The following is a 19,108-nucleotide window of genomic DNA, read 5'->3' on the forward strand; positions in this document are numbered from 1 at the left end:
CCATCACGTCGATCCGGAGGTCCACGTGCACTTTCAGCGATCCGCTGTACGGCGAACCATCGCGGTGGCCATCACGTCAGGGTTGGCGCTTCTGGCGCCCGCGCCTGCCACAGCCGCGCCGCACCCGCCGAAGCCGCACCGGCAGGTCTACGCCTACGTCCACCAGCCTCGACGGCCATGTGTACCTGATCGACACGAGGACCAACAAGGTCCAGGGGCTCGGGACCACTACCGTCGGCGGCGGTCCCGAGGAGGTGGAGGTCACCCCTGACGGCGCCAGTCTCTACGTGACCAACGCCTTCAAGTACGTGTCGGTGGTCAATATCGCGAAGACGAGCGTCACGAACATCCCTTACGACCAGACCCCGCTCTCTCCCGACATCCTTTACGGGGAAGCGATCGCCCCCGACGGCAAGCACGCCTACGTGGCCGTCCAGAACCCCTTCCACGGGGACAAGGTGTCGGTGATCGACACCGCCACCAAACAGGTCTCCGCCACCATCCAGGTCAGCAGGCCGGACCACATGGTGATCAGTCCCAACGGCAAGCGCCTCTATGTGACCGACGACAAGGGCAGCCTGTCCGTGATCGACACCGCCGACAACCAGGTCATCGCCACCATCCGCCTCAACGAAGCGGCCAACGGCATGGCGATCACCCCTGACGGCAAGCGCCTCTACCTGTCCGGGGACAGCGGCGCCGTCTCGGTGGTCAACCTCAAGAAGCAGAAGGTCGTCCGCACCATCTCCGGCGCCGGCACGGGCGGGCTGGCGATCAGCCCCAACGGCCGCCGGGCCTACGTGGTCGGCGTCGACAACAAGATCGTGCAGGGCAAGGTGTCCGTGATCAACCTGACCACCGACACGGTCACCAAAACCATCCCGATCGGCGACATCCCGCCGAGCACCGGGTCAGGCAGGTACTTCCTCCCCGCAGAGGTGGCCGTCACCCCCAACGGGAAGAGCGCTTACGTGGTTGGCTCCTACGGCCACGGGACACCCCAGGGGACGGTGTTCGCGATCAACACCGCGACCGACGCGGTGACCCCCATCACCGTCGGCGCCGGCGACACCATGGGGGTAGCCGTCGGCCGGCTCTGACGGCGACACGAGCGCTCCGGCAGATCCCGGCGGCACGCGCTTCCTCGACGCCCGCCGTCTGCATCAGGTGCGCTGCACCGGGAGATCCACCGCTCGAGCACGTTGCATCTGACGCAACATCGTTGCATCGGTTACGCACACCGGCCCTGCTGACTTCCGAGGGGGCCGACTCCGGTCGGCCCCCTCGGAAGTCAGCAGGCCAGCGGCCTGCGCCGGTCACGCCGAGTGTTGCATCCGATGCAACACCGCTCGTTAATCCAGGTAGATGCCGGCGAAAGTGCCGTCGAAGCCGAGGGCCACCCGCGCGGCTTCGGTGGTGGCGTGGCGGGTCCAGGTCGGGTTGGCGATCAGGGCGTCGAAGTCCTTACGGGTGATCTCCGGCTCCAGCCACTCCTTTCCGCAGCGGCAGCGGACCCACACGTTGCGGCGGTGGTTGAGCAGCAGCCAGTCTCGGCGGGCGCGGCAGGCGGAGCACGTCACCGGCATGCCGCGCAGCGCGAGTTCGGCCGGGTGCAGCAGACCGCGGACGGACTCCGGGCCGTTGGGGGTCTGGGTCTCGTACTCCAGTTGCAGGAGCGGGTCGGAGGTGGTCGGGACCGGGGTGGTGATGGTGTGCTCGGTGGTTCTGGTCACGGGCTCTCCGTTCGTGGTGCTCGGGTACTTGCGTAACACCTGGTGGAACCAGGTGTCGAGGGGTTTCGGGAGGGCCGCTCAGCGGGTTGCCGGTTCAGCGGCGTGGTGCCGGGCGGCGCTGGTCTGCCGCCGTCGGCTGGGGCGGTGCCGACTGCACGGTGCGAGCGTGTTCCGGCCCCGTCCGGGCCTGGATGCCGGCCGCCGTGCGGGGGCGCTCGGGGTTGGCGGGCAGGTCGGCGAGGCGGCGGATGCGCCAGACGAGGACGTCGGTGGTGTTGCGGGCGGTTTCCAGCTCCCGCCGGTCGACGGCCTTCTCCAGGAGGGCCTTGGGGTCGTGGCCGGCCTTCTCGGCTTCGGCGAGGACGGCGGCCAGGGCGTCGTGCTCGCGGGCCGGGCCCTTCGGGCTCTCGACGGCGCCGAGGACGGTGCGGATGGTGGTGTCATGGCGGCGGCGCTCGCCCTCCGGGAGGGCTCGGCCGATCTCGCGCATGGTGCGCATGGGGGTGGCGGCGGCCTGTTGGTAGGCGGCGCGTAGGTGGTCGGCGGCCTGGCGGGAGGCGGCGGCCTGCTGGGCGTGGCCGCGGGCGGAGTGCCAGCGGGCGGCGGCCAGGGTGACCAGGACGAGAGTGGACAGGACCATGGCGGTGGCGCCGCCGTCCTCGCCCCGGCCAAGTGCTCCGCCGGCGTGGACGATTCCGCGGGCGGCGGAGCGCAGGGCACGGATGTCGGCATTCTCGGCACGGACGTGGCTGCGGGTGGCGCGTTCGAAGGCGCGGGCTGATTCCCGGAGTTCGGCGCGGGTGACGGCCGGGGAGGTCTGGGCGAGGGCGTCGAGAAGTTCGCCAGCGCCGACGAGCTGGGCGGCGGCTTCGTCGTCGTCCTGGTCGAGAGCGGCGGCGGCGCGCTCGGCGGCGTGAGCGGCGTCCCAGCGGCGGCGCGCGGGAGCGGAGCGGCCGGTGCGGGCCGGGTGGTTGTCCGGCTCCGGGGTGGCGGGTGCGGTGTCGAGGCGGAGGCGGATTCGGGGCAAGGAGAGGTCGGGGGCGAGCTTGGCCCCGGGGAACCAGATGGGCTCGCCGGTGCGGTTGCGGTCGCCGGGCAGGGCGACGTTGTAGCCGGTGAGGTCACCGGACGGCAGATGGCGGAGCTTCACCCGCAGGCCGGCCTCGCGCAGCCGGGTGAAGAACTCCTCCTCGCTGTCGGCTCCAGCGACGGCTTGGCGGACGGCTTCGCGCAGGGTTTCGCGCGGGGTCTCGGTGCGGCCGATGCGTTCGGCCTTGAAGCGTTCCTGGCTGGTGGGGTTCTTGGCGGCGGTGCCGTCGCCGGGGTTGAGCTGGCGCAGGCCGTACTCCTTCTCGATGAGGCGGGCCTCGGCCTGGGCCTTGCGCTTGTCGAAGCTGAGGTTGGCGAGGCGGCCGTCCTGGCGGACCAGGGTGGCGGCGATGTGGATGTGGTCGTCGGCGTGGCGGACGGCGACCCAGCGGCAGGCGGCGGTGTCGCCTTCGGGGGCGATGCCGGTGGCGTGGACGATGCGCCGGGCGATGGTGGCCCACTCGGCGTCGTCGAGGTGCCGGTCACCGGGGGCGGTGCGCAGTGAGCAGTGCCAGATCTTGTTGGCCGGTGCCTGCTTGCCGAGGGCCTTGACGGGCTGGTCGAGCTGGCTGGCGAGCTTGGCGACCTGATGCCGTTCCGGGTTGGGGCCGGGGTCGGGGGCGAAGTTGTTCCAGGAGGCGACGAGGTGCTGGTCGGTGTGCTCTTCGTGCTTGCCGGGGCCGAAGAGGTAGTCAATGAGGGGGAAGGCGCGGTCGGTGCCGGTGCGGATCTTGGGGATCACCGGCGGATGAGCCAGTCGACGGCGTCGTCGACCGCGTCGATGGCGGCTTCGACGCGGGCCAGGAGCTGGCGAAGCTCGGTGCCTGGCTGGCCGCCGGCGTTCACGTAGTGGGCGAGCTGGTTGAGGTTATTGCCCACGGCGCCGAGCTGGCGGTTGGACTCCATGAGTTCCTGGATGCCGCGCCGGTAGTCGGCGACGGCGGCGCTGGGGTCGGTGCTGGCGGCGGCGAGGGTGGCGGCGGCGGAGAAGCCGCCCGGGGCGAGGTCGGCGTGGTCGGCGGCCTGTTGGACTGCGGCCCACTCGGCTTCGCTGAAGCGCAGGCTGACGCAGGTGCGGCGCTGGGTGGCGTGGCGGGGACGGCGGCGGCGCGAGGTGGCGCGAGCGCTGGCTGGCGCGCTCTCCTGTTCTGCTGGCACCCCTGGGCCGACTTCCTGGTCGGTGGCAGGCCCCCCTGGGTCTGCCACCGACCAGGGTGCCGACGACCCGTTCGGGGCGGTGGCGGGGTAAGCATGGCTTACCCCACAACTTGCTCCGCCAGGAGCCTGATCACGGTCACGTTCCGGTCCCTGAGTGGTGCGGGCCTGGCCGGGCGCGGTCATCGGCTGGCCTCGGTGTCGCGCTGGCGGATCTCGCGGACGAGGTCCTCGACGAAGTCGAGGGCGAGGACGGGGTGGTGGAGGGTCCAGGAGCGGGAGTGCCGGCCGCACTGGACGCTGCGGGTGCCGTCAGGGAGGGTTTCGACACGGTGGAGGTGACCGCGCTGGTGCAGGACGGCGAGCCAGGAGTCCGACTCGGCCCAGGTGGCGGGGGTGGTGCACATGCTGGGGTGCTCCCGTTTGGTGGTGGTTCGGGCGGGTGACCGCCGGGGTGACCGTGGCGGTCACCCCGGCGGTCGGGTGAAGGTCAGTCCCGGTCTGCGGTGGCCGGCTGACCGTGCTGGGCGCGGAGCTGGGCCATCAGCTGGGTCAAGGTGTCGCTGGACAGGGGGATCTGCTGGCCCCGGATCGCCTGGGCAACCACCTTGCGGGTCAGCTTGTCCTCCTCCTTGACCGCCTGTCGGGCGATCTTCAGCAGGTCCTCGGTGTCCAGGTCCGTGCGGCGGTCACCCTCCTGGTCACTGACCTGTGGGGCGGCGACCGGAGTCGTGACCGGCTGGCCGGTGACCTCGGCGAGGCTGACCTGTGCGGCGGTGACCGGCCCGCTGTCCGCCGGTCGATCAGTGCCCGGCCGGGCAGTGTCCGGGTGACCGCCCAGGTCAGCGGGCTCGGTCAGGCTGACCGGGCTGACCGGGGTCAGCATCGGCCGCTTCTCCGACGCGGTGACCGGGCGGCTGACCGGCTGACCGGCGCCGGGGTGACCGGTGCTGCCCTGACCGCCGGTCACCGGGCCCGGTCGCTCGACCCAGTCAACCTCGGCAGTGACCTGACCGCGGTCAGCGTCGGCCGTTCGGTCACCGCAGCCGTCCGAGTCAGCCCAGTTGACCTGTCCGCGGGCGATCAGGATGTAGAGGTGGACGGCGCCAGCCAACGCGAGCGGGGCGATGGTGGACAGCACCGCGACCACCGTGTCGCCCAGCCGCAGTCCGGTTGCGGCGCTTTGCTCGTTCATCCGGACTGCGTGCAGGGCGTTGGCCCACAGGCTCGCCCCGGTGGCCGCGCCGAAGAGCGTCCAGACGTAGATCCGGGCCCGCAGCGGGGCGTCGCGCAGCACCAGCAGGGCGCGCACCCCATAGGAGATGAACCCGTCGATCACGAGCGGGAACAGGTAGGTGAGGAAGCCTCGGACGTGGATGGCGACAGCCATCTGCTGGAGGGCGTCGTAGCTGAGCGCGCAGCCGGCGGTGCCGAGGGCGATGACGACGGCCCGGTCCCAGCCAGTGACGGGGGCGGTGGTCGGCATGGTGGTGGTGCTCATGCGGCCGTCCCGAAGTCGTCCCGGTTCAGCTGGTCGGCAGTGTCACCGGTCGTGGCCGTGCGGGCGGCGTCTTGGGCGATCTGCCGGTGGCGGATGGCGCGCCGGGTCTCGCGGTAGAGCTTGAGGGCGTGCTCTGGTGTGATCTTGAGGAGCCAGGCGAGGCGTTCGACCGGGACGTCCTGGCGGTATCCGGCGAGGACGACGGCGCGGCGCTCGGCCTTGGTGAGGTGGATGTCGCGTCCGGCCAGGGTGGCGTTGACGCGGCTGTAGTCGAGGCGGTTGGCCAGATTGGTGTGCAGGGGTTCGCGTTCCTCCTCGGTGAGGCCGCCCCGGATGCCGTGGGTGTCGCCCGTCTCCAGCGCGGCGTCCAGGCAGGTGCGAGCGACGGGGCACTGGGCGCACAGCGCCTTGACGGTGGCGATCTTGCTGGCTTCCTCCGGTCCCGGGAAGAAGGTCTCGGGGTCGACGGAGTTGTACTCGGTCGGGGTGCAGACGGCCTGGTCCTGCCAGGTGTGGTCACCGAGCGAGCGGTGGCGGACAGGGCCGGTGGTGATGGTCATGCGGGGTTGCTCCGATCGCTCTCCGCGCACAGGGCGGCGTCGGCAGAGAGGTGCGCTGGGTCGGTGAGGTTGGGCGGCTCGCCGTCGGGCGGGCCTGGCGCGGCGGCCGTTCAGGCGGCGCGCTGGAGCCGTCTGCGGTCGACCCGCTCGAAGCTGACCCGGGTGGTCATCTGTGCGAGCCGGGAGGTGACGCGGTCACCGAGGCAGGTGCGCAGGTCCTTGATCGGCAGGTTGGTGGTGATCAGGGTCGGCAGGCAGTGGTTGTAGCGGCGGTTGATCAGCCGGTAGGTCTGCTCTTCGACGAACTCAGAGCTCTTGGCGGCGCCGAGGTCGTCGAGGATCAGCAGCGGCACCCGGCTGTAGGTCGCGAGGACCCGCTCGGCGTCGGTGTCCGCGCTCGGCCGGAGCTCCGCGTAGAGGTCGGCGGCGGTGGTCGCCCGCCAGCGCACGCCGATGCCAGCCTCGACCAGGCGGCGCACGGCGCCGTACGCCTCGTGGGTCTTTCCTGCGCCGACGACCCCGGCCATCAGCAGGCTCGGGCCGGTGGCGACCTGGCGGCGGGCGCCACGGCTAGGGGCAGCGGCCTGGCCGGCAACCTGCCGAACCCAGGCGAGGACCTGCGGGTGCTCGGCGACCGCGTCACGGTAGCGGGGAGGCATCCCGGCGGACAGCGCGTCATCCGGCGAGTACGGCTCCGCCTCGTCCGGGAAGCCGTCGACCGTGGCCTGGTCGATGCCCCGGGAAGCCAGGATCCGGGCCATCCGGTCGAGCACCGAGGGCCCGTCGGCGAGGGTCTGCGGCTCGCGGTGGGTGCGCATCACAGCTCCTCGGCGTAGGCGGCGGCAGCGTCGACCGGGTTGGTCCACGCCTGGTGAGCGGGCACGTTAGACCGGAATCCCGGCCGAGCCAAACCGGCGCCCTGTGCATTCATGGCGTCGTTGACGAGGCTCGGCAGCCGGGACGGGTGGCCCTGGATCTCGGCGTACCGCCGCAGCCCGGACCGGACGTGTTCGGCCGAGATCCCTTCGGCGAGCAGGGTCTTGACGACCTTGCCGAGGTGGCCGAGCACGCTGCCCGGCGGACGCCGGCTGCACGCGGCGACGTACTCGCCGATCAGCTGGTTGGGCGAGACGGTGTCCGCGTCGGGCGCCTGTCGCCCCGTAGGGAAAGAAGATCCAGGATCCAAGATCCTAGATCCAGGCGTCGAGGGCTCCGGGAGGATTCGGCGAGCATTCGGGGAGCCCTCGGCGAATGTCGCCTGACCTGCTGTTTTCTTCTGGGTCGGAGCCGCCGCCGGGTCGGCAGTTGCCTCAGCGTCATCTCCGGAAGCGGAGCGAGCGGGCGGCACCGACGACAGTTCGGGGAGTTGGTCAAGCCCGGCGGGAGCGTTCGCCGAGGTTTCGGCGAATTCGCGGCGAGCACTCGGGGCTCGCTCGGCGGCGGCTCCCGGGGTGTCGACGAGGGCGGCCCGCTGGATGCAGGGGCCCTTGCAGACGCCACACCGCTCCGGCTCGCAGTGCGGGCACGCGGGCAGCCGGGACAGGCTCGGCTTGTCGATCTTCTGGTGGTTGTGCCAGGTCGGATAGTGGAAGTACTTGCGACCGTCGCAGCCGGTGTACCGGCAGATCGCGCCGACGGCGGCGAGCTGCCGAAGGTGGTCCTCGACGTCCGCCCGGCTGATCTCGTCGCGCAGCGGCCAGATCAGGCCGTAGATGATCGCGGCTTGGTCGCGGTGCCTGCCGTGGTCGTCGGCATGGTTGGTCATGCCGAGGAAGGTGACCATCGCCGGTATGGACACCTCGGCCAGCGTCTCGGAGACCCAGGTCTCCGGCTTGACCGATCGGATGCGAGCCATGTCAGCGACCCCGACCGGCGAGGGCGAGCTCCGCGGTGCCGAGGTCGAGGGTGTGGGGCAGGCTCCAGTCGGCGTCGGGCCACGTCCGCAGCACCCAGCGGGAGGCGACCTTGGCGGTGACGCGGGTGATGGGGATCGGATGACCGGCCATGTCCACTGCGGAGGCATGGGGGTGGGGCCATCGGTGGTTCGGATCAGTCAGGCTGATCCGAAGAGTGTCGGCGCCGGGGATCATGTCGTTGAGCTGGGACGCGAGCCGACGGTGGCGCTCTTGATCTGGGCGCGCGGTTCCGCTGGGCGTGGCTGGCATGCGATACTCCGTGGCTCGTAGGAGCGCATGCAGCGGTCTCGTGCAAAGAAGTCCCGCTGCGTGCGTGGTTGTGAATCGGCGCCCTTCGAGGTGCCGGCCCGGCGTCTGGGAGTTGGTAGCTCCCGGGCGCCGGTCTCATTTCCGCTCAGTTCTGGGTCTGTACAGGCCCCGGGGCGACAGGGGCCAACCTGCTGGCCCCGCCCCGGGCTGCTGGCGGGAGCAGCACCATAGGGGCCATCCGCGCTGCCAGTCCAGGGCGTTTGCCAGCGGCCCCACCAGGGTCTTTCCACTGCTGAGCCCGTCATGGCGGGACCAACGTACACTCCAGTTGCGCCATTGAGTCAACTGCTGTGTCGAGATTTGGGCCTCGGACGTGCAGACTCACACTCTCCAGTGGCTACACTGGTCGCGACGACAGGAGGTGGGCATGACCAACGGAACAGGGCGGACGTTCGCCGACCGGCTAGAGAAGCTGTTCCAGGAGGTTCACCCGAAGGGTCGTGGCCCGTACACGTATGCCGAGGTGGCCAGCGCCATCAAGGAGGCTGGCGACGGTGCCATCACCGCCAGCGGGATCCAGCAACTGCGCACCGGTGCGCGCACCAACCCCAAGATGGCCACCATCAGGGCTCTGGCCGATTTCTTCGGCGTGCCCGCCGGCTACTTCTTCGACGACGAGGTGGCCGAGCGAACCGCCGCCGAGATCCAGCTCGTCGCCGCGATGCGGGACCAGCAGATCGCGACGGTCGCCCTCCGCTCCGCCGGCCTTTCCACCGCAAGCCTCAAGATGGTGCACACCGTCATCGAACAGGCCCGGGTACTGGAAGGACTCCCGCCGTCTGACGATCTTCCGGGCGTCGACCTGAGCGAGTAGCCGCTCAGTCCATGCGCATGAGGATCATGAGCCGCACGGTCGGCCGCCGAAGTGGCGCGAGGACCATCATCCGAACTGCGATCTCCTGCTCGCCGTGATACGGCAGCCGAAGCCGCCGTACGTCACCGTCCGGATGGTGGATCAGCTCAGTGTGCTCCCACATCTCCCGCGCCTCCGGACTCCCTTGGAGAATTTCGCGCGCAACCTGCTGGAGCTCCGCCTTTTCAGGATTCTGGAGGCAGGCGTAGCGCAACTGAGCGAGCATTGGGCCAGCCCAGTCCTCTGCCCACCGGACGAGCTGAACGCGCGCCTCTGGATACAGGAAAGCCCACTTCATGACATTGGGCTCGTAGGGGATCCAGGGAAACCACTCGATTTGGGGCCGATTGTGCCCGAAGACGTTCCACGCCCCATCCGATAGATAGGCGGGATTGGGTAGTTGGTCATCCAACAGTTGCTGCATTCCCTCGTCGAGGATCTTAGCCTCTTCGGCGTCAACGGCTGGGCGCTGGCGGGGCGGGTGACCCACGGTCCTCCGATATAGCACCTCGCGTTCCGCCTCGGATAGCCTCAAGGCCAGGGCGAGCCGGTCAAGAAAGTCCGCACTAAAGTTCGCTTGGCGCCCCAGCTCCAGCTCGCGATACCAGCGGTCGGTCACACCAGTGAGCTCGGCAACGTCCAACTGTGACAGCCCCGAGCCCCGCCGGCCCTCACGGACCAGCCCAGGAATTCGTCGAGGATCCACGCGTGCGCGCCATGAGCGCAGAAGCTCACTCAGAGACTGCGCGGGATCATCCTGCGGACCCGACCCGATTCCCGGATTATTCACAGCGGAGAGCATATTCCCCCGCTTCCGATTTCCAGCCCCCTCCCAACTCGTGGCGCAACTCACAGATCAACTGACACTTTGTCAGAAGATCGGATTTTCCTCCGATCGCTACTCAGCGCATGCGAATGTTCCACGTCCCACCACCTGTCGGCACCAGGAATGCACCGGGCGTGGACCGCCATAGTTATGGGCTCGACTACACCCAGCAATCACCGCACCGCTCATCGCGCACTACGACGTCAGCGAGGTGGTCTAAGCCAATTCGTCACAATGCGTAAGCGGAAGCAAGTTTTCCCGGAAGCGTCACTTCCTCTTAGCGCCCGGCATGGTTAGAGCGCAGGTTCGAGTGCCTTCCGGTGTAGCGCCGTGACGGGCTGCCTGCCCCCACCTGTCGTCGTCAGCACATGTTCGGGAGAAGCAGCATGTCGGGTCGTTCTGTTCTGGTCATCGGCGGAAGCCGCGGGATCGGTCTTGAGGTCGCTCGCCAGATGGCTGAGCACGGAAACCAGGTGGCGGTCACCTCCCGTTCCGGCGAGGCTCCTGCGGGGCTGTTCGCTGTGAAGTGCGACGTGACGTCGCCTGCGGACGTCGAGCAGGCGTTCGCATTGGTGGAAGCCGAGCACGGTCCGGTCGAAGTGGTGGTCGTCAACGCGGGCGTCACCCGCGACACCCTTCTTCTCCGGATGTCGGAGGACGACTGGGCTGCGACCATCGAGACCAACCTGACCGGGGCCTTCCGATGCGCCAAGCGAGCCCTTCGCTCGATGCTGCGCGTACGGCGAGGCGGCAGGCTGGTGTTCATCTCGTCGGCGGTTGCGCTTGCGGGCGAGGCTGGCCAGGCCAACTACGCCGCGTCCAAGGCCGGGCTGATCGGGTTCGCCCGCTCCGTGGCTCGGGAGTACGGCAGCAGGGGCATCACCTCGAACGTGGTGGCCCCTGGGCTCACGGCGACCGATATGACCGCCGTACTGGGCCAGGAGCGGCTCGACGAGATCGTCGCCCAGGTCCCGCTGGGCCGGATCGCCCAGCCCAGCGAGATCGCGGCGGCGGTCCGCTTCGTGGCAAGCCCCGAGGCCGGCTACATCACGGGAGCGGTCATCCCAGTCGACGGCGGCGCCGCCATGGGTCACTGACGCTCCGCCGCTTCCCCGACGCGGGATTCAACTCCCGCACCCTGCTGATCGCCCGACCACGTCCTGTACGGGTTTCCCAACAGGCTCGTCTTCTTCCAGGGGTGACCATGGACAGCAGCCAGCTCCGGGCTGCATGCGAGCAGCGCCTCGCTCTCCTCGAACTGCCCCATCGCTTTGGCACCCAGCAACTCCGCGAGGCAGTAGCCACCCTGCGGGGCAAGCCGATCGTCTTCCGCCGGCTCCCGGCAGACGCCGACAACTCCACGCCGTGCGGCATCCGAGTCGAGACACCGTCGGCCGACCTGCTCTTCGTCGAGCAGGGCACATCCGCCGCGCACCAGATGCACATCCTCGCGCACGAGATCAGCCACATCCTCTGCGACCACCCGGGTTCCCTGGCTCTGGGCGACGGCGTCGCCGCGAGCATCGGGTTCAACCCGACGCTCGCGCTGCGGATGTCGGGCCGTACCACCTACACCACCGCAGACGAGCGCGAGGCCGAGCTGCTGGCCACGCTCATCCGCCAGCGCGCCTACCGCGAGAGGCTCCGCCCATCACCTCGTCCGGCTCGAGCCGACGAGCGCTGGGACGCGATCTTCTCCTGACCCATCCAAGGAACCTACGTGATCAGCGCCATCTTCGGCGGGATGCCCATCCTCCTGCTGGCAGCTTCTCTCTACTGGGCGCTCAGACGCCGTGCCGGCCAGCGCCCAGCCGGCACATTGAGCATGTCGGCCTTCCTCGCATGCTTCGCGGTTGCCTTCAGCGCCTACGCTCCAGTGGTTCGCAAGCTGGAAGACTCGATCGCACTCGACTTCTCCCGGCTGGTCAGCAACTCTGCAACTCTTTCCGCGGCAGCGAGCGTGACCTCGATCCTGCTCTTCCTCAACTACCCTGCTGCGGAGGCCCGTCACCGGCTCCGGCTCCGTCTCCGGCTCCTGGCCCTGGCCGTCGCGACGATGGCAGTTGCCTTCGCGCTCACTCCGTCCTCCCTCGTGTGGAGCGCCTCCGAGCGCCAAGGCTCCCTCGACGAAGCCACCGTCACCCTGCACCTGTATTCACTGGCCTATATCTGCTTCCTCGCCTACGCGATCTTCGACTGCCTAGCCCAGACCTGGACCCGGTCGCGCACCGCCACGCGAACCAGCCAGCGAGTCGGGCTTCGGACCACTGCCGTCGGCTGTGTCTTCGCGCTCGTCTACACGACGTACAAGGCCATCAATGCCGTTGCGGCTACCTTTGGTTGGGAAGCGATCCCCGGGCATGATCGCTGCACGAGCCTGGTCACTCCGGTGAACTGTGCCTTCGCGGTCACCGCTCCAGCGGTCAGCGTGCTGCTCATCACCCTGGGCTTGACTCTCCCTGCGCTCCTCTGGCCGCTGACGCGCTACCTCCAGCGGCGCTGGGAGCTTCGGTCGCTCGCCGACCTCGAACCGCTCTGGCTCGACCTCACCGCCGCGATGCCCGGCCTCGTCCTCCAGCCGGACGCTAGCGCGGCCGAAGCTGACTTCCTCCTGCAGCGCCGCGTCGTTGAGATCAGCGACGCCGTCCTCACTCTCCGGCCCTACCGGTCGCTCGCGGTTCAGCAGGAGGCAACCCGAGAGGTGGAACGCCATGGACTCGCCGACGCGGTCGAGGGCGGTGCTGTGGTCGAGGCTGCGGTGCTGGCCGTCGCCCTGCGGACGATGGTCTCCGGTGGCTGCCCCGAATCCGAGCGTGCTCCGCAGGCGCCCGGCACTGCGGCCCGCGCGGGAGACCTCCGCGCCGAGACAGCCTGGCTACGCTCAGTCGCGCGAGCCTACGCCGCGAGCAGCATCGTCCAATCCGTACGACAGCCCCCCTTGGTCCCCGAGACCGCGAACGGATGAGCATGAGCAGTCCCTTCCAGGACCCCGACTTCCTCCGGGATCCGTACCCGACGTACGCGGCGCTCCGGCGCAACGGCGCTGTACAGAAACTCCCAGGCACCGGACACAAGGCCGGCTACGTGGTAACCGGCTACAGCGAGGCGAAGCAAGCGCTCGCCGATCCTGGACTGTCGAAGGACACGGCGCGCTTCTTCGCGGGCAAGGAGACCGGCCGCAGCCTCCACCCCGCCGTCTCGCAGAACATGCTGGCCACGGATCCGCCGGACCACACCAGACTGCGGCGCCTCGTCACGAAGGCGTTCACTCCCGGTGCCGTCGACCGTCTGCGCCCGTACATCCTCGACCTGGCCGACGCCCTGACCGACTCGTGGGTGCCTGGGGGGCGGGTCGACGTCATCGAGAGACTCGCCATCCCGTTGCCCGTCACCGTGATCTGCCAGCTCCTCGGCGTCCCGACCGCCGACCGGGACCGAATTCGGGCGTGGTCGACAGACCTGTTCGCTGCCGGCGACCACAAGCGGATTGACACCGCCTCCCACGCCCTCGCCGAGTACATGGCCGAGCTGGTCGCTTTCAAGCGCCGCGCACCGGACGATGCTCTGCTGTCCGCGCTGGTCAACGTCCGCGACAGCGACGGCGACCATCTGACCGAGCAGGAGCTTGTTTCGTTGGCGGTGCTGCTCCTGGTCGCCGGACACGAGACGACCACCGCCGCGATCGGCAACGCCGTCCTGGCACTGCTCCAGCACCCGCACCAGCTGGAGCTGCTGCGGTCGGACCCGAACCGAATCGAGAGCGCGGTCGGCGAGCTTCTTCGCTACGACTCCGCGGTCACCATCGCCACCTGGCGCTGGGCTCCCGAACCGGTCCGAGTCGGCGAGACGGACATTCCGGCAGGCAGCCCGGTATCCGTCAGCCCGGGCGCCGCCAACCGCGACCCCGCCCGCTTCGCGGACCCGGACCGGCTCGACCTCGAACGGGAAGACGCACACGCGCACCTGGCCTTCGGCCACGGCATCCACCGGTGCCTCGGCGCACCGCTCGCTCGCGCCGAGGTGGCTACCGCGCTACATGTGCTTCTCGCGCGCTTCCCCGAGCTTCGACTCGGCCAACCCGCCGACCAGCTCCGCTGGCGCCACTCGCGGCTCATCCGCGGACTGGAATCGCTCCCCGTCCTGCTGTAGGGCGCCAAGCGCCCCGACCCTTGAAGTGCTCAGAGTTCACTCGACCGAGTAAGCGGTCTCGAACTCACACCCACCAAGATCGATAGAGCAACAACTTCGTAAGACACCAGCTGCGCGCACCTTCCGGGTGGACGGGAGAGTCTCCGACGGCCCTTACCCTGGTTACTCCTGACTATCCACCAGCCGGAGAATCTTGAATGGGCGCGAAGCAGAGCGATTGGGTGGCCGCAGCTGCGGACCAGGTGATCGCCGAGGGGAAACGCCGGGGCGGGGCTCCGTTGGTGTGCGCGTCCGGAATCAGCCCGTCGGGCCCGGTGCATCTGGGGAACCTGCGCGAGATCATGGTCCCGCATTTCGTGGCGGATGAGCTTCGCCGTCGGGGCTTGGAGTGTCGGCACCTGTTGTCGTGGGACGACTACGACCGGCTCCGCAAGGTGCCGGCCGGTGTCCCGGCCAGCTTCGCCGAGCATGTCGGCCGCCCCTTGACGGCCGTGCCTGATCCCTGCGGCGAGCACGAGAACTGGGCGGAGCGCTTCAAGGCTCCGCTCCGCGCGGCGCTGGCGCTGTTGGGCGTCGAGGTCGACGAGATCAGCCAGACGCAGATGTACCTCTCCGGGGTCTACCGCGAGCAGGTCGTGCACGCGATGCGGAACCGCGCACAGATCGATGCCGTTCTCGACCGGTACCGGACGAAGAAGGCCGACGCCGAGGTGGAACAGGACGAGGAGGACCTGGCCGCTGTCAGTGCCGGAAGGTACTACCCGTACCGGCCGTACTGTGAGGTCTGCGGCCGGGACTCCACAACGGTCACCGGCTTCGACGACGCCAGCACGCAGATGCGGTACCGGTGCGAGTGCGGCTATGAGGGTGGTTTCGCGCTGTCCGAGACGGACCGCGGGAAGCTGGTCTGGAAGGTGGACTGGCCGATGCGCTGGGCCTTCGAGGGCGTGACCTTCGAGGCCGGCGGCGTCGACCATTCCTCTCCTGGCTCGTCCTTCACCGTCGGGTCGCAGCTGGTGCGCGAGGTGTTCGGCGGGCTGCCGCCGTCGTACCTCGGGTACAGCTTCGTCGGGATCAGCGGGATGGCGAAGATGAGCAGTTCGAACGGCGGTGTGCCGACCCCGATCGACATCCTGGAGGTCCTGGAGCCTGCGGTGCTGCGGTGGCTCTACAACCGTCGCCAGCCGAGGCAGTCGTTCCAGATCGCGCTGGATGCGGAGATCCTGCGGCTCTACGACGAGTGGGACGCTCTCGGACGCAAGGTGGCCGCGGGGACGGCGACGGACCTTGAGGTGGCAGTGCAGGCCCGCTCGGTCGGTCCGGCGGCCGGGCCGCTGCCTTCCACGCCGCGACCGCTGCCGTTCCGCACGCTGGCGTCGGTGGCGGACGTGGCGGCCGGCGACTCGGTGTGAACGGTCAGCGATTTCCCCCACTTCTGAGGCTTCGTGGTCACGGAATTGGGCTCTGGCGAAGATCGTGTGACCGCCGCGTCTCTCGGTAGCGGATACGCTTTGGACAGACCTCCGCTGGCGCTGGATCATGGCGGCCGTGACCGAGGACGAGGTTTTCGAGAGTATCCGCGTATACGCCGCCAATGCGGGCCTGGTTCCGGCCTCGCCGGAGGCGGTTGCTGAGGCCGAGCGGGTGATCGGCCACTCGTTGCCCCCTCTCTTGCGACGCCTCTATCTGGAGGTCGCGAACGGCGGGTTCGGCCCACGTCGCAGTGTCCTCGGCGTGAGCGGGGCACCGTGGATGGGCGGGAATGCAACCGACCTCGTTGACGGGTATGAAGGATTCAAGTCCGACCCCGATCGGGTCCACCCTGCTGGTGTGGTCCCTCTGTTCGAACTCGGTTGCGCCATCTGGTGGCTCGTTGACTGCCGTGATCCCGCGGGGCCGATGTGGGGGTGGGATCCCCACGGATGCTGCCTCGGTCACGCCCTCTCCCCCCAAGGCCTGACGCTTGCCGAGTGGCTCGCCGAGTCCATCGACGGTCGGGACCCGCGTCCTGTGACGGACGTCGAACCTCCTGCGGGCCCATGTAGTTGACACGGTCAAGCCTCCAACGGCCGACCGTTCAGGCCGTGAGAAGAATCCGCTTGCGGAGCAGGTCGAGGTTGGCGCGGCCGTAGCCTTGCCGCTTGAGGAGCTTGATTCGGGTCACCTGACCTTCGACCTGGCCCGAGCTCCAGGGGCTGGACAGACCCGCAACAACGGCGGCCTGGTCCCGGCGGAGGCCGGCGACCAGGGAGTGCAGGGCGGGGAGGTCGTCGGCGAGGACGCGGTTCATCCAGTCGGGTAGCAGGTCGCCGCGTCGGTCGTGGAGCATGGCGGCGAAGTCACGGACGTGCCCGGCCGCGGCGTCGAGGTGCAGGCAGGCCGCCCGGATCTCCTTGAGTTCCTGGGCGTCGTCGGCGCGCAGGCGGGCCGGGTCGGTCATGATCCAGCGGACCACTCGGCGAGACCTCGGAGCGGGCCGAGACGTTGAGGGTAGGCCATGCTGCTTGGCTCCCCGAAGGTAGCGGCGGACGGTCTGGACGCCCCGGGGAAGCCGAGTTCCCGGAGTTCACGGTGGAGCAGGGGAATGTCACGACAGCCTTCTCTCCATCGTTGGTGCAGGTGGGACTTGTACTCGTCGAGGATGGACTGCCGGTTGACCGCCTTGACGAGTAGTTCGTCGATCCCGCTGGCGCGGGCGAAGCGACGGACGGTGGAGTGGTCCAGTCGCAGTTCCCGACCGATCGCGGTCAGCGACTTGCCCTCGGCCAGCCGTTCCTGGACCGCCGTGTAACGTTCCTTGGTCCGGGCGACCAGGCGCCTCGGGTGGCCGAGGACATCGCGTGTCCCGTCCGGAAGGCTGAAGGACTGGGCGGCATCGCCGACCGGGTCCGGTTGGTCGTTCCGGGGCGCGGCAAACGCGGAACGGATGCAGGTGTGGTGTGAGCCGACGGTCTTCTCGACTGCCTCCGCGAGGTTTCGCCAGAGATGCCACCCGTCGGCGACCTGGACGGCCTGTGGCGCTCCGGTACTGGCACCTTCCGCGTAGGCGCCGGCCCGGTCCCGGCATATGATCTCGACCTCCGGGTGCCCGGCCAGCCAGGCGGCCAAGGGACCGGCCTCCCGGCCCGGCAGCACGTCGATCGGCCGACGCGCCTCCAGGTCCACCAGCACGGTGGCATACGAGTCGCCTTTACGTAGCGCGAAGTCATCAACCCCAAGTACCCGAACGGGAGTTGCGGGCGGCTCAGGCATTGAACGAAGAAGATGCAGCAGGGTGTCCTTCGCGGCGCGGATGCCGAGCAGTGCGGCGAGACGTGCGCCGGGGCGGCCTGCGAGCGTGCGGGCAATGGACAGTAGGACCGATCGCAGGAGCGGAGCCTTGCGGGCGTGCGGGGTGGTCAGCCCCTCGACCTGCTCGGCGAACGTCACCGCAGTGCAGGCGGTGTTCAGACAGCGGAAGCGGCGGACCAGCAGTTCGACGATCACTGCCCGGCCCCCCGATCGCCGCGTCCGCCAGACGACGGACATAGCGACCGTGCACGCGCCGCGATGATCTCCGGCACTGCGGGCACACACCACCAGCCACACGCGCGTGGGCGTGAAGGACGATCTCGGCTGCCGACTGCTGCACGAACTCGACTACAACAGCGGACAAATGGGGAAGAAGGACATCAACGCTCCGTGAACCACACCAGTGACAACACGACAGGTCGCCCTGCGGACACGGGTCCGATCACAATATCTTCGAAAGAGCCGAATTACGTGACCGTCCACACTCGGAGCAGACGCTGCGCATTCTGCGGGACTTCACCGTCGAGGAGCCGCTCGGGAGCTTGGCGGAGGCCCGGCCCCGGTTGGACCGCGCGCAGGCGTGGGTGGTGTGGACGGTCACGTAATTCCCCAAGGGCTGTGGTCACGTAATTCCCCAGGTCCGGGCCGTGTGAGGGGCTAGGTTGGTGAGCGTGAAGACGCGGGGGCGGATGTATCGGTATGTGGGTCCGGTTGAGTTGAAGGAGCTCGTCCGGGCGGGTGGTGAGGGTCGGAGCATGCGCTCGTCGGTGGACTTCGGCGAGTGGGCCTCAGCGCTGACCCCGGGTGAGTTGGCCGAGCCGTTCACGTTCGTCGTCGATTCCGGCGGGCTGCTGCGACTGGCCCCGCGCCGCAGCGAGCACGTGGTGTGCGCCGGCGGCGAAGAGGTCCTGAGCGCCGGTGAGATGAGCTTCCGCGAGGAGTCCGGGCGGTGGGCGGTCGAGGAGGTCAGCAACCAGTCGACCGGCTACTGCCCGGACGTCATCTCATGGCCGGCCGTGGCCGAGGCCCTGGACCGGGTCGGGATCCATCGCCCGTCCGGCTTCACGCATGAGGTGGTCTTCCGCCGCTGCCGCTCCTGCCGGGAGCTCAACATCGTGCGGCAGGAGGACTTCGTCTGCGTCTTCTGCGGCGAGGACCTGCCTCGGGAGTGGAACGTCGCCGAGCTGGATCGCTAGGTGGTCGGCGGCTTGTCGATGGGGCTCTTGGGCCGCTTGTTCGGCCGGTAACTGGGGCCGTTCATGATCACCTGATGGCTGGTGTTGATCAGTCGGTCCAGCAGCGACTCGGCGACGACGGGGTTGGGGAAGAGGGGATACCAGTCGCTGGGGGCCCGGTTGCTGGTGATGATCAGCGAGCGGCCCTGCCGCTCGGAGACGAGTTCGTAGAGGTCGTCGGCCTGGGCCGCGCTCAGCTGCCGCATGGCGAAGTCGTCCAGGATGAGGACGTCGGGTCGGATCAGCTCGCGCATGCGCTTGTCCCAGGTGCGGTCCGCGTGGCCGCCGGCGAGCTCGGCCAGGACCCGGCTGGTCTTCGTGAAGCGGACATTGGCGCCCTGGCGGACGGCGAGGTGGCCCAGGGCCTGGGCGACGTGTGTCTTGCCGACGCCCACCGTTATCAACGGGGCCTGAGCCGCTCTCTTCTATGTCTGCGACGAGCGTGACCGGAGCCGTCTGGTCTCGTTGTTGAAGTGCTATCAGCGGGAGTT

21 protein-coding genes and 1 pseudogene are annotated in these 19,108 nt (G+C 69.1%); 9 read left to right on the forward strand and 13 right to left on the reverse strand.

Annotated elements, in window-relative coordinates:
* The first annotated feature begins 179 nt into the window (after positions 1 to 179).
* Complete coding sequence (locus ACIOJE_RS32635) at positions 180 to 1,100, forward strand: hypothetical protein (protein ID WP_400781175.1); 921 nt, start codon at positions 180 to 182, stop codon at positions 1,098 to 1,100.
* A 252-nt stretch (positions 1,101 to 1,352) separates the two neighbouring features.
* Here the strand turns inward: ACIOJE_RS32635 and ACIOJE_RS32640 are convergent, their stop codons facing one another.
* The 9 genes from ACIOJE_RS32640 to ACIOJE_RS32680 form a co-directional block, all read right to left on the reverse strand.
* The gene (locus tag ACIOJE_RS32640) at positions 1,353 to 1,733 is read right to left on the reverse strand and encodes a hypothetical protein (protein ID WP_280683804.1); all 381 of its coding nucleotides are present in this window, start codon (positions 1,731 to 1,733) and stop codon (positions 1,353 to 1,355) included.
* A 94-nt stretch (positions 1,734 to 1,827) separates the two neighbouring features.
* Complete coding sequence (locus ACIOJE_RS32645; protein ID WP_280683797.1) at positions 1,828 to 3,564, reverse strand: relaxase/mobilization nuclease domain-containing protein; 1,737 nt, start codon at positions 3,562 to 3,564, stop codon at positions 1,828 to 1,830.
* Positions 3,561 to 3,980: a MobC family plasmid mobilization relaxosome protein gene (locus ACIOJE_RS32650; protein ID WP_280683795.1), complete on the reverse strand. Its 420-nt coding sequence runs from the start codon at positions 3,978 to 3,980 to the stop codon at positions 3,561 to 3,563. Before ACIOJE_RS32650 ends, ACIOJE_RS32645 begins: the two co-directional genes overlap by 4 nt.
* Before the next feature lie 179 nt (positions 3,981 to 4,159).
* Positions 4,160 to 4,384: a hypothetical protein gene (locus ACIOJE_RS32655; protein ID WP_280683793.1), complete on the reverse strand. Its 225-nt coding sequence runs from the start codon at positions 4,382 to 4,384 to the stop codon at positions 4,160 to 4,162.
* Between the two features lie 83 nt (positions 4,385 to 4,467).
* Positions 4,468 to 5,478: a DUF2637 domain-containing protein gene (locus ACIOJE_RS32660; protein WP_280683791.1), complete on the reverse strand. Its 1,011-nt coding sequence runs from the start codon at positions 5,476 to 5,478 to the stop codon at positions 4,468 to 4,470.
* Positions 5,475 to 6,038: a WhiB family transcriptional regulator gene (locus ACIOJE_RS32665; protein WP_280683789.1), complete on the reverse strand. Its 564-nt coding sequence runs from the start codon at positions 6,036 to 6,038 to the stop codon at positions 5,475 to 5,477. The genes ACIOJE_RS32660 and ACIOJE_RS32665 overlap by 4 nt, the downstream gene beginning before the upstream one ends.
* Positions 6,039 to 6,148: 110 nt before the next feature.
* Positions 6,149 to 6,856 (reverse strand): ATP-binding protein, encoded by a 708-nt coding sequence (locus ACIOJE_RS32670; protein WP_280683787.1) that lies wholly within the window; start codon positions 6,854 to 6,856, stop codon positions 6,149 to 6,151.
* Positions 6,856 to 7,893 carry a hypothetical protein gene (locus tag ACIOJE_RS32675; protein WP_280683785.1) on the reverse strand — a complete coding sequence of 346 codons (1,038 nt, stop codon included), beginning with the start codon at positions 7,891 to 7,893 and terminating at the stop codon, positions 6,856 to 6,858. Before ACIOJE_RS32675 ends, ACIOJE_RS32670 begins: the two co-directional genes overlap by 1 nt.
* 1 nt (position 7,894) lies before the next feature.
* The gene (locus ACIOJE_RS32680) at positions 7,895 to 8,044 is read right to left on the reverse strand and encodes a hypothetical protein (protein ID WP_280683783.1); all 150 of its coding nucleotides are present in this window, start codon (positions 8,042 to 8,044) and stop codon (positions 7,895 to 7,897) included.
* A 586-nt stretch (positions 8,045 to 8,630) separates the two neighbouring features.
* On the opposite strand from ACIOJE_RS32680, the gene ACIOJE_RS32685 reads away from it, so the two are divergent.
* Positions 8,631 to 9,077 (forward strand): helix-turn-helix domain-containing protein, encoded by a 447-nt coding sequence (locus tag ACIOJE_RS32685; protein ID WP_280683781.1) that lies wholly within the window; start codon positions 8,631 to 8,633, stop codon positions 9,075 to 9,077.
* Positions 9,078 to 9,081: 4 nt separating this feature from the next.
* On the opposite strand, the gene ACIOJE_RS32690 is transcribed toward ACIOJE_RS32685, so the two are convergent.
* Positions 9,082 to 9,918 carry a helix-turn-helix domain-containing protein gene (locus tag ACIOJE_RS32690; RefSeq protein ID WP_280683779.1) on the reverse strand — a complete coding sequence of 279 codons (837 nt, stop codon included), beginning with the start codon at positions 9,916 to 9,918 and terminating at the stop codon, positions 9,082 to 9,084.
* 410 nt (positions 9,919 to 10,328) lie between these two features.
* Between ACIOJE_RS32690 and fabG the strand changes: the two genes are divergently transcribed.
* The 6 genes and pseudogenes from fabG to ACIOJE_RS32720 all read left to right on the forward strand — a co-directional run bounded on the left by fabG (position 10,329) and on the right by ACIOJE_RS32720 (position 16,140).
* Positions 10,329 to 11,039, forward strand: a complete 711-nt coding sequence (gene fabG, locus ACIOJE_RS32695) for a 3-oxoacyl-ACP reductase FabG (RefSeq protein ID WP_280683777.1) — start codon at positions 10,329 to 10,331, stop codon at positions 11,037 to 11,039.
* A 107-nt stretch (positions 11,040 to 11,146) separates the two neighbouring features.
* Entirely contained in the window at positions 11,147 to 11,644 is a 498-nt protein-coding gene (locus ACIOJE_RS32700; RefSeq protein WP_280683775.1) for a regulator component, read from the forward strand.
* An 18-nt stretch (positions 11,645 to 11,662) separates the two neighbouring features.
* Positions 11,663 to 12,907 (forward strand): MAB_1171c family putative transporter, encoded by a 1,245-nt coding sequence (locus ACIOJE_RS32705; protein WP_280683773.1) that lies wholly within the window; start codon positions 11,663 to 11,665, stop codon positions 12,905 to 12,907.
* 2 nt (positions 12,908 to 12,909) lie between these two features.
* Complete coding sequence (locus tag ACIOJE_RS32710) at positions 12,910 to 14,091, forward strand: cytochrome P450 (protein WP_280683772.1); 1,182 nt, start codon at positions 12,910 to 12,912, stop codon at positions 14,089 to 14,091.
* Between the two features lie 197 nt (positions 14,092 to 14,288).
* A pseudogene (gene lysS / locus ACIOJE_RS32715) lies at positions 14,289 to 15,491 on the forward strand (lysine--tRNA ligase); the annotation flags it as partial.
* A 148-nt stretch (positions 15,492 to 15,639) separates the two neighbouring features.
* The gene (locus tag ACIOJE_RS32720) at positions 15,640 to 16,140 is read left to right on the forward strand and encodes an SMI1/KNR4 family protein (RefSeq protein WP_280683770.1); all 501 of its coding nucleotides are present in this window, start codon (positions 15,640 to 15,642) and stop codon (positions 16,138 to 16,140) included.
* Between the two features lie 28 nt (positions 16,141 to 16,168).
* Here ACIOJE_RS32720 and ACIOJE_RS32725 read toward each other — a convergent pair whose 3' ends face one another.
* Positions 16,169 to 16,546 carry a transposase gene (locus ACIOJE_RS32725; protein WP_400781186.1) on the reverse strand — a complete coding sequence of 126 codons (378 nt, stop codon included), beginning with the start codon at positions 16,544 to 16,546 and terminating at the stop codon, positions 16,169 to 16,171.
* Positions 16,528 to 17,577 carry a transposase gene (locus ACIOJE_RS32730; protein WP_400781189.1) on the reverse strand — a complete coding sequence of 350 codons (1,050 nt, stop codon included), beginning with the start codon at positions 17,575 to 17,577 and terminating at the stop codon, positions 16,528 to 16,530. Before ACIOJE_RS32730 ends, ACIOJE_RS32725 begins: the two co-directional genes overlap by 19 nt.
* A 494-nt stretch (positions 17,578 to 18,071) precedes the next feature.
* Here ACIOJE_RS32730 and ACIOJE_RS32735 point away from each other — a divergent pair, with 494 nt between their 5' ends.
* Positions 18,072 to 18,578 (forward strand): hypothetical protein, encoded by a 507-nt coding sequence (locus tag ACIOJE_RS32735; protein ID WP_280683925.1) that lies wholly within the window; start codon positions 18,072 to 18,074, stop codon positions 18,576 to 18,578.
* Here ACIOJE_RS32735 and ACIOJE_RS32740 read toward each other — a convergent pair.
* Complete coding sequence (locus ACIOJE_RS32740) at positions 18,575 to 19,012, reverse strand: ATP-binding protein (RefSeq protein WP_400781192.1); 438 nt, start codon at positions 19,010 to 19,012, stop codon at positions 18,575 to 18,577. The genes ACIOJE_RS32735 and ACIOJE_RS32740 overlap by 4 nt on opposite strands.
* Positions 19,013 to 19,108: the final 96 nt, after the last annotated feature.

It is taken from the genome of Kitasatospora sp. NPDC087861, assembly GCF_044742585.1.
Taxonomy (GTDB): domain Bacteria; phylum Actinomycetota; class Actinomycetes; order Streptomycetales; family Streptomycetaceae; genus Kitasatospora.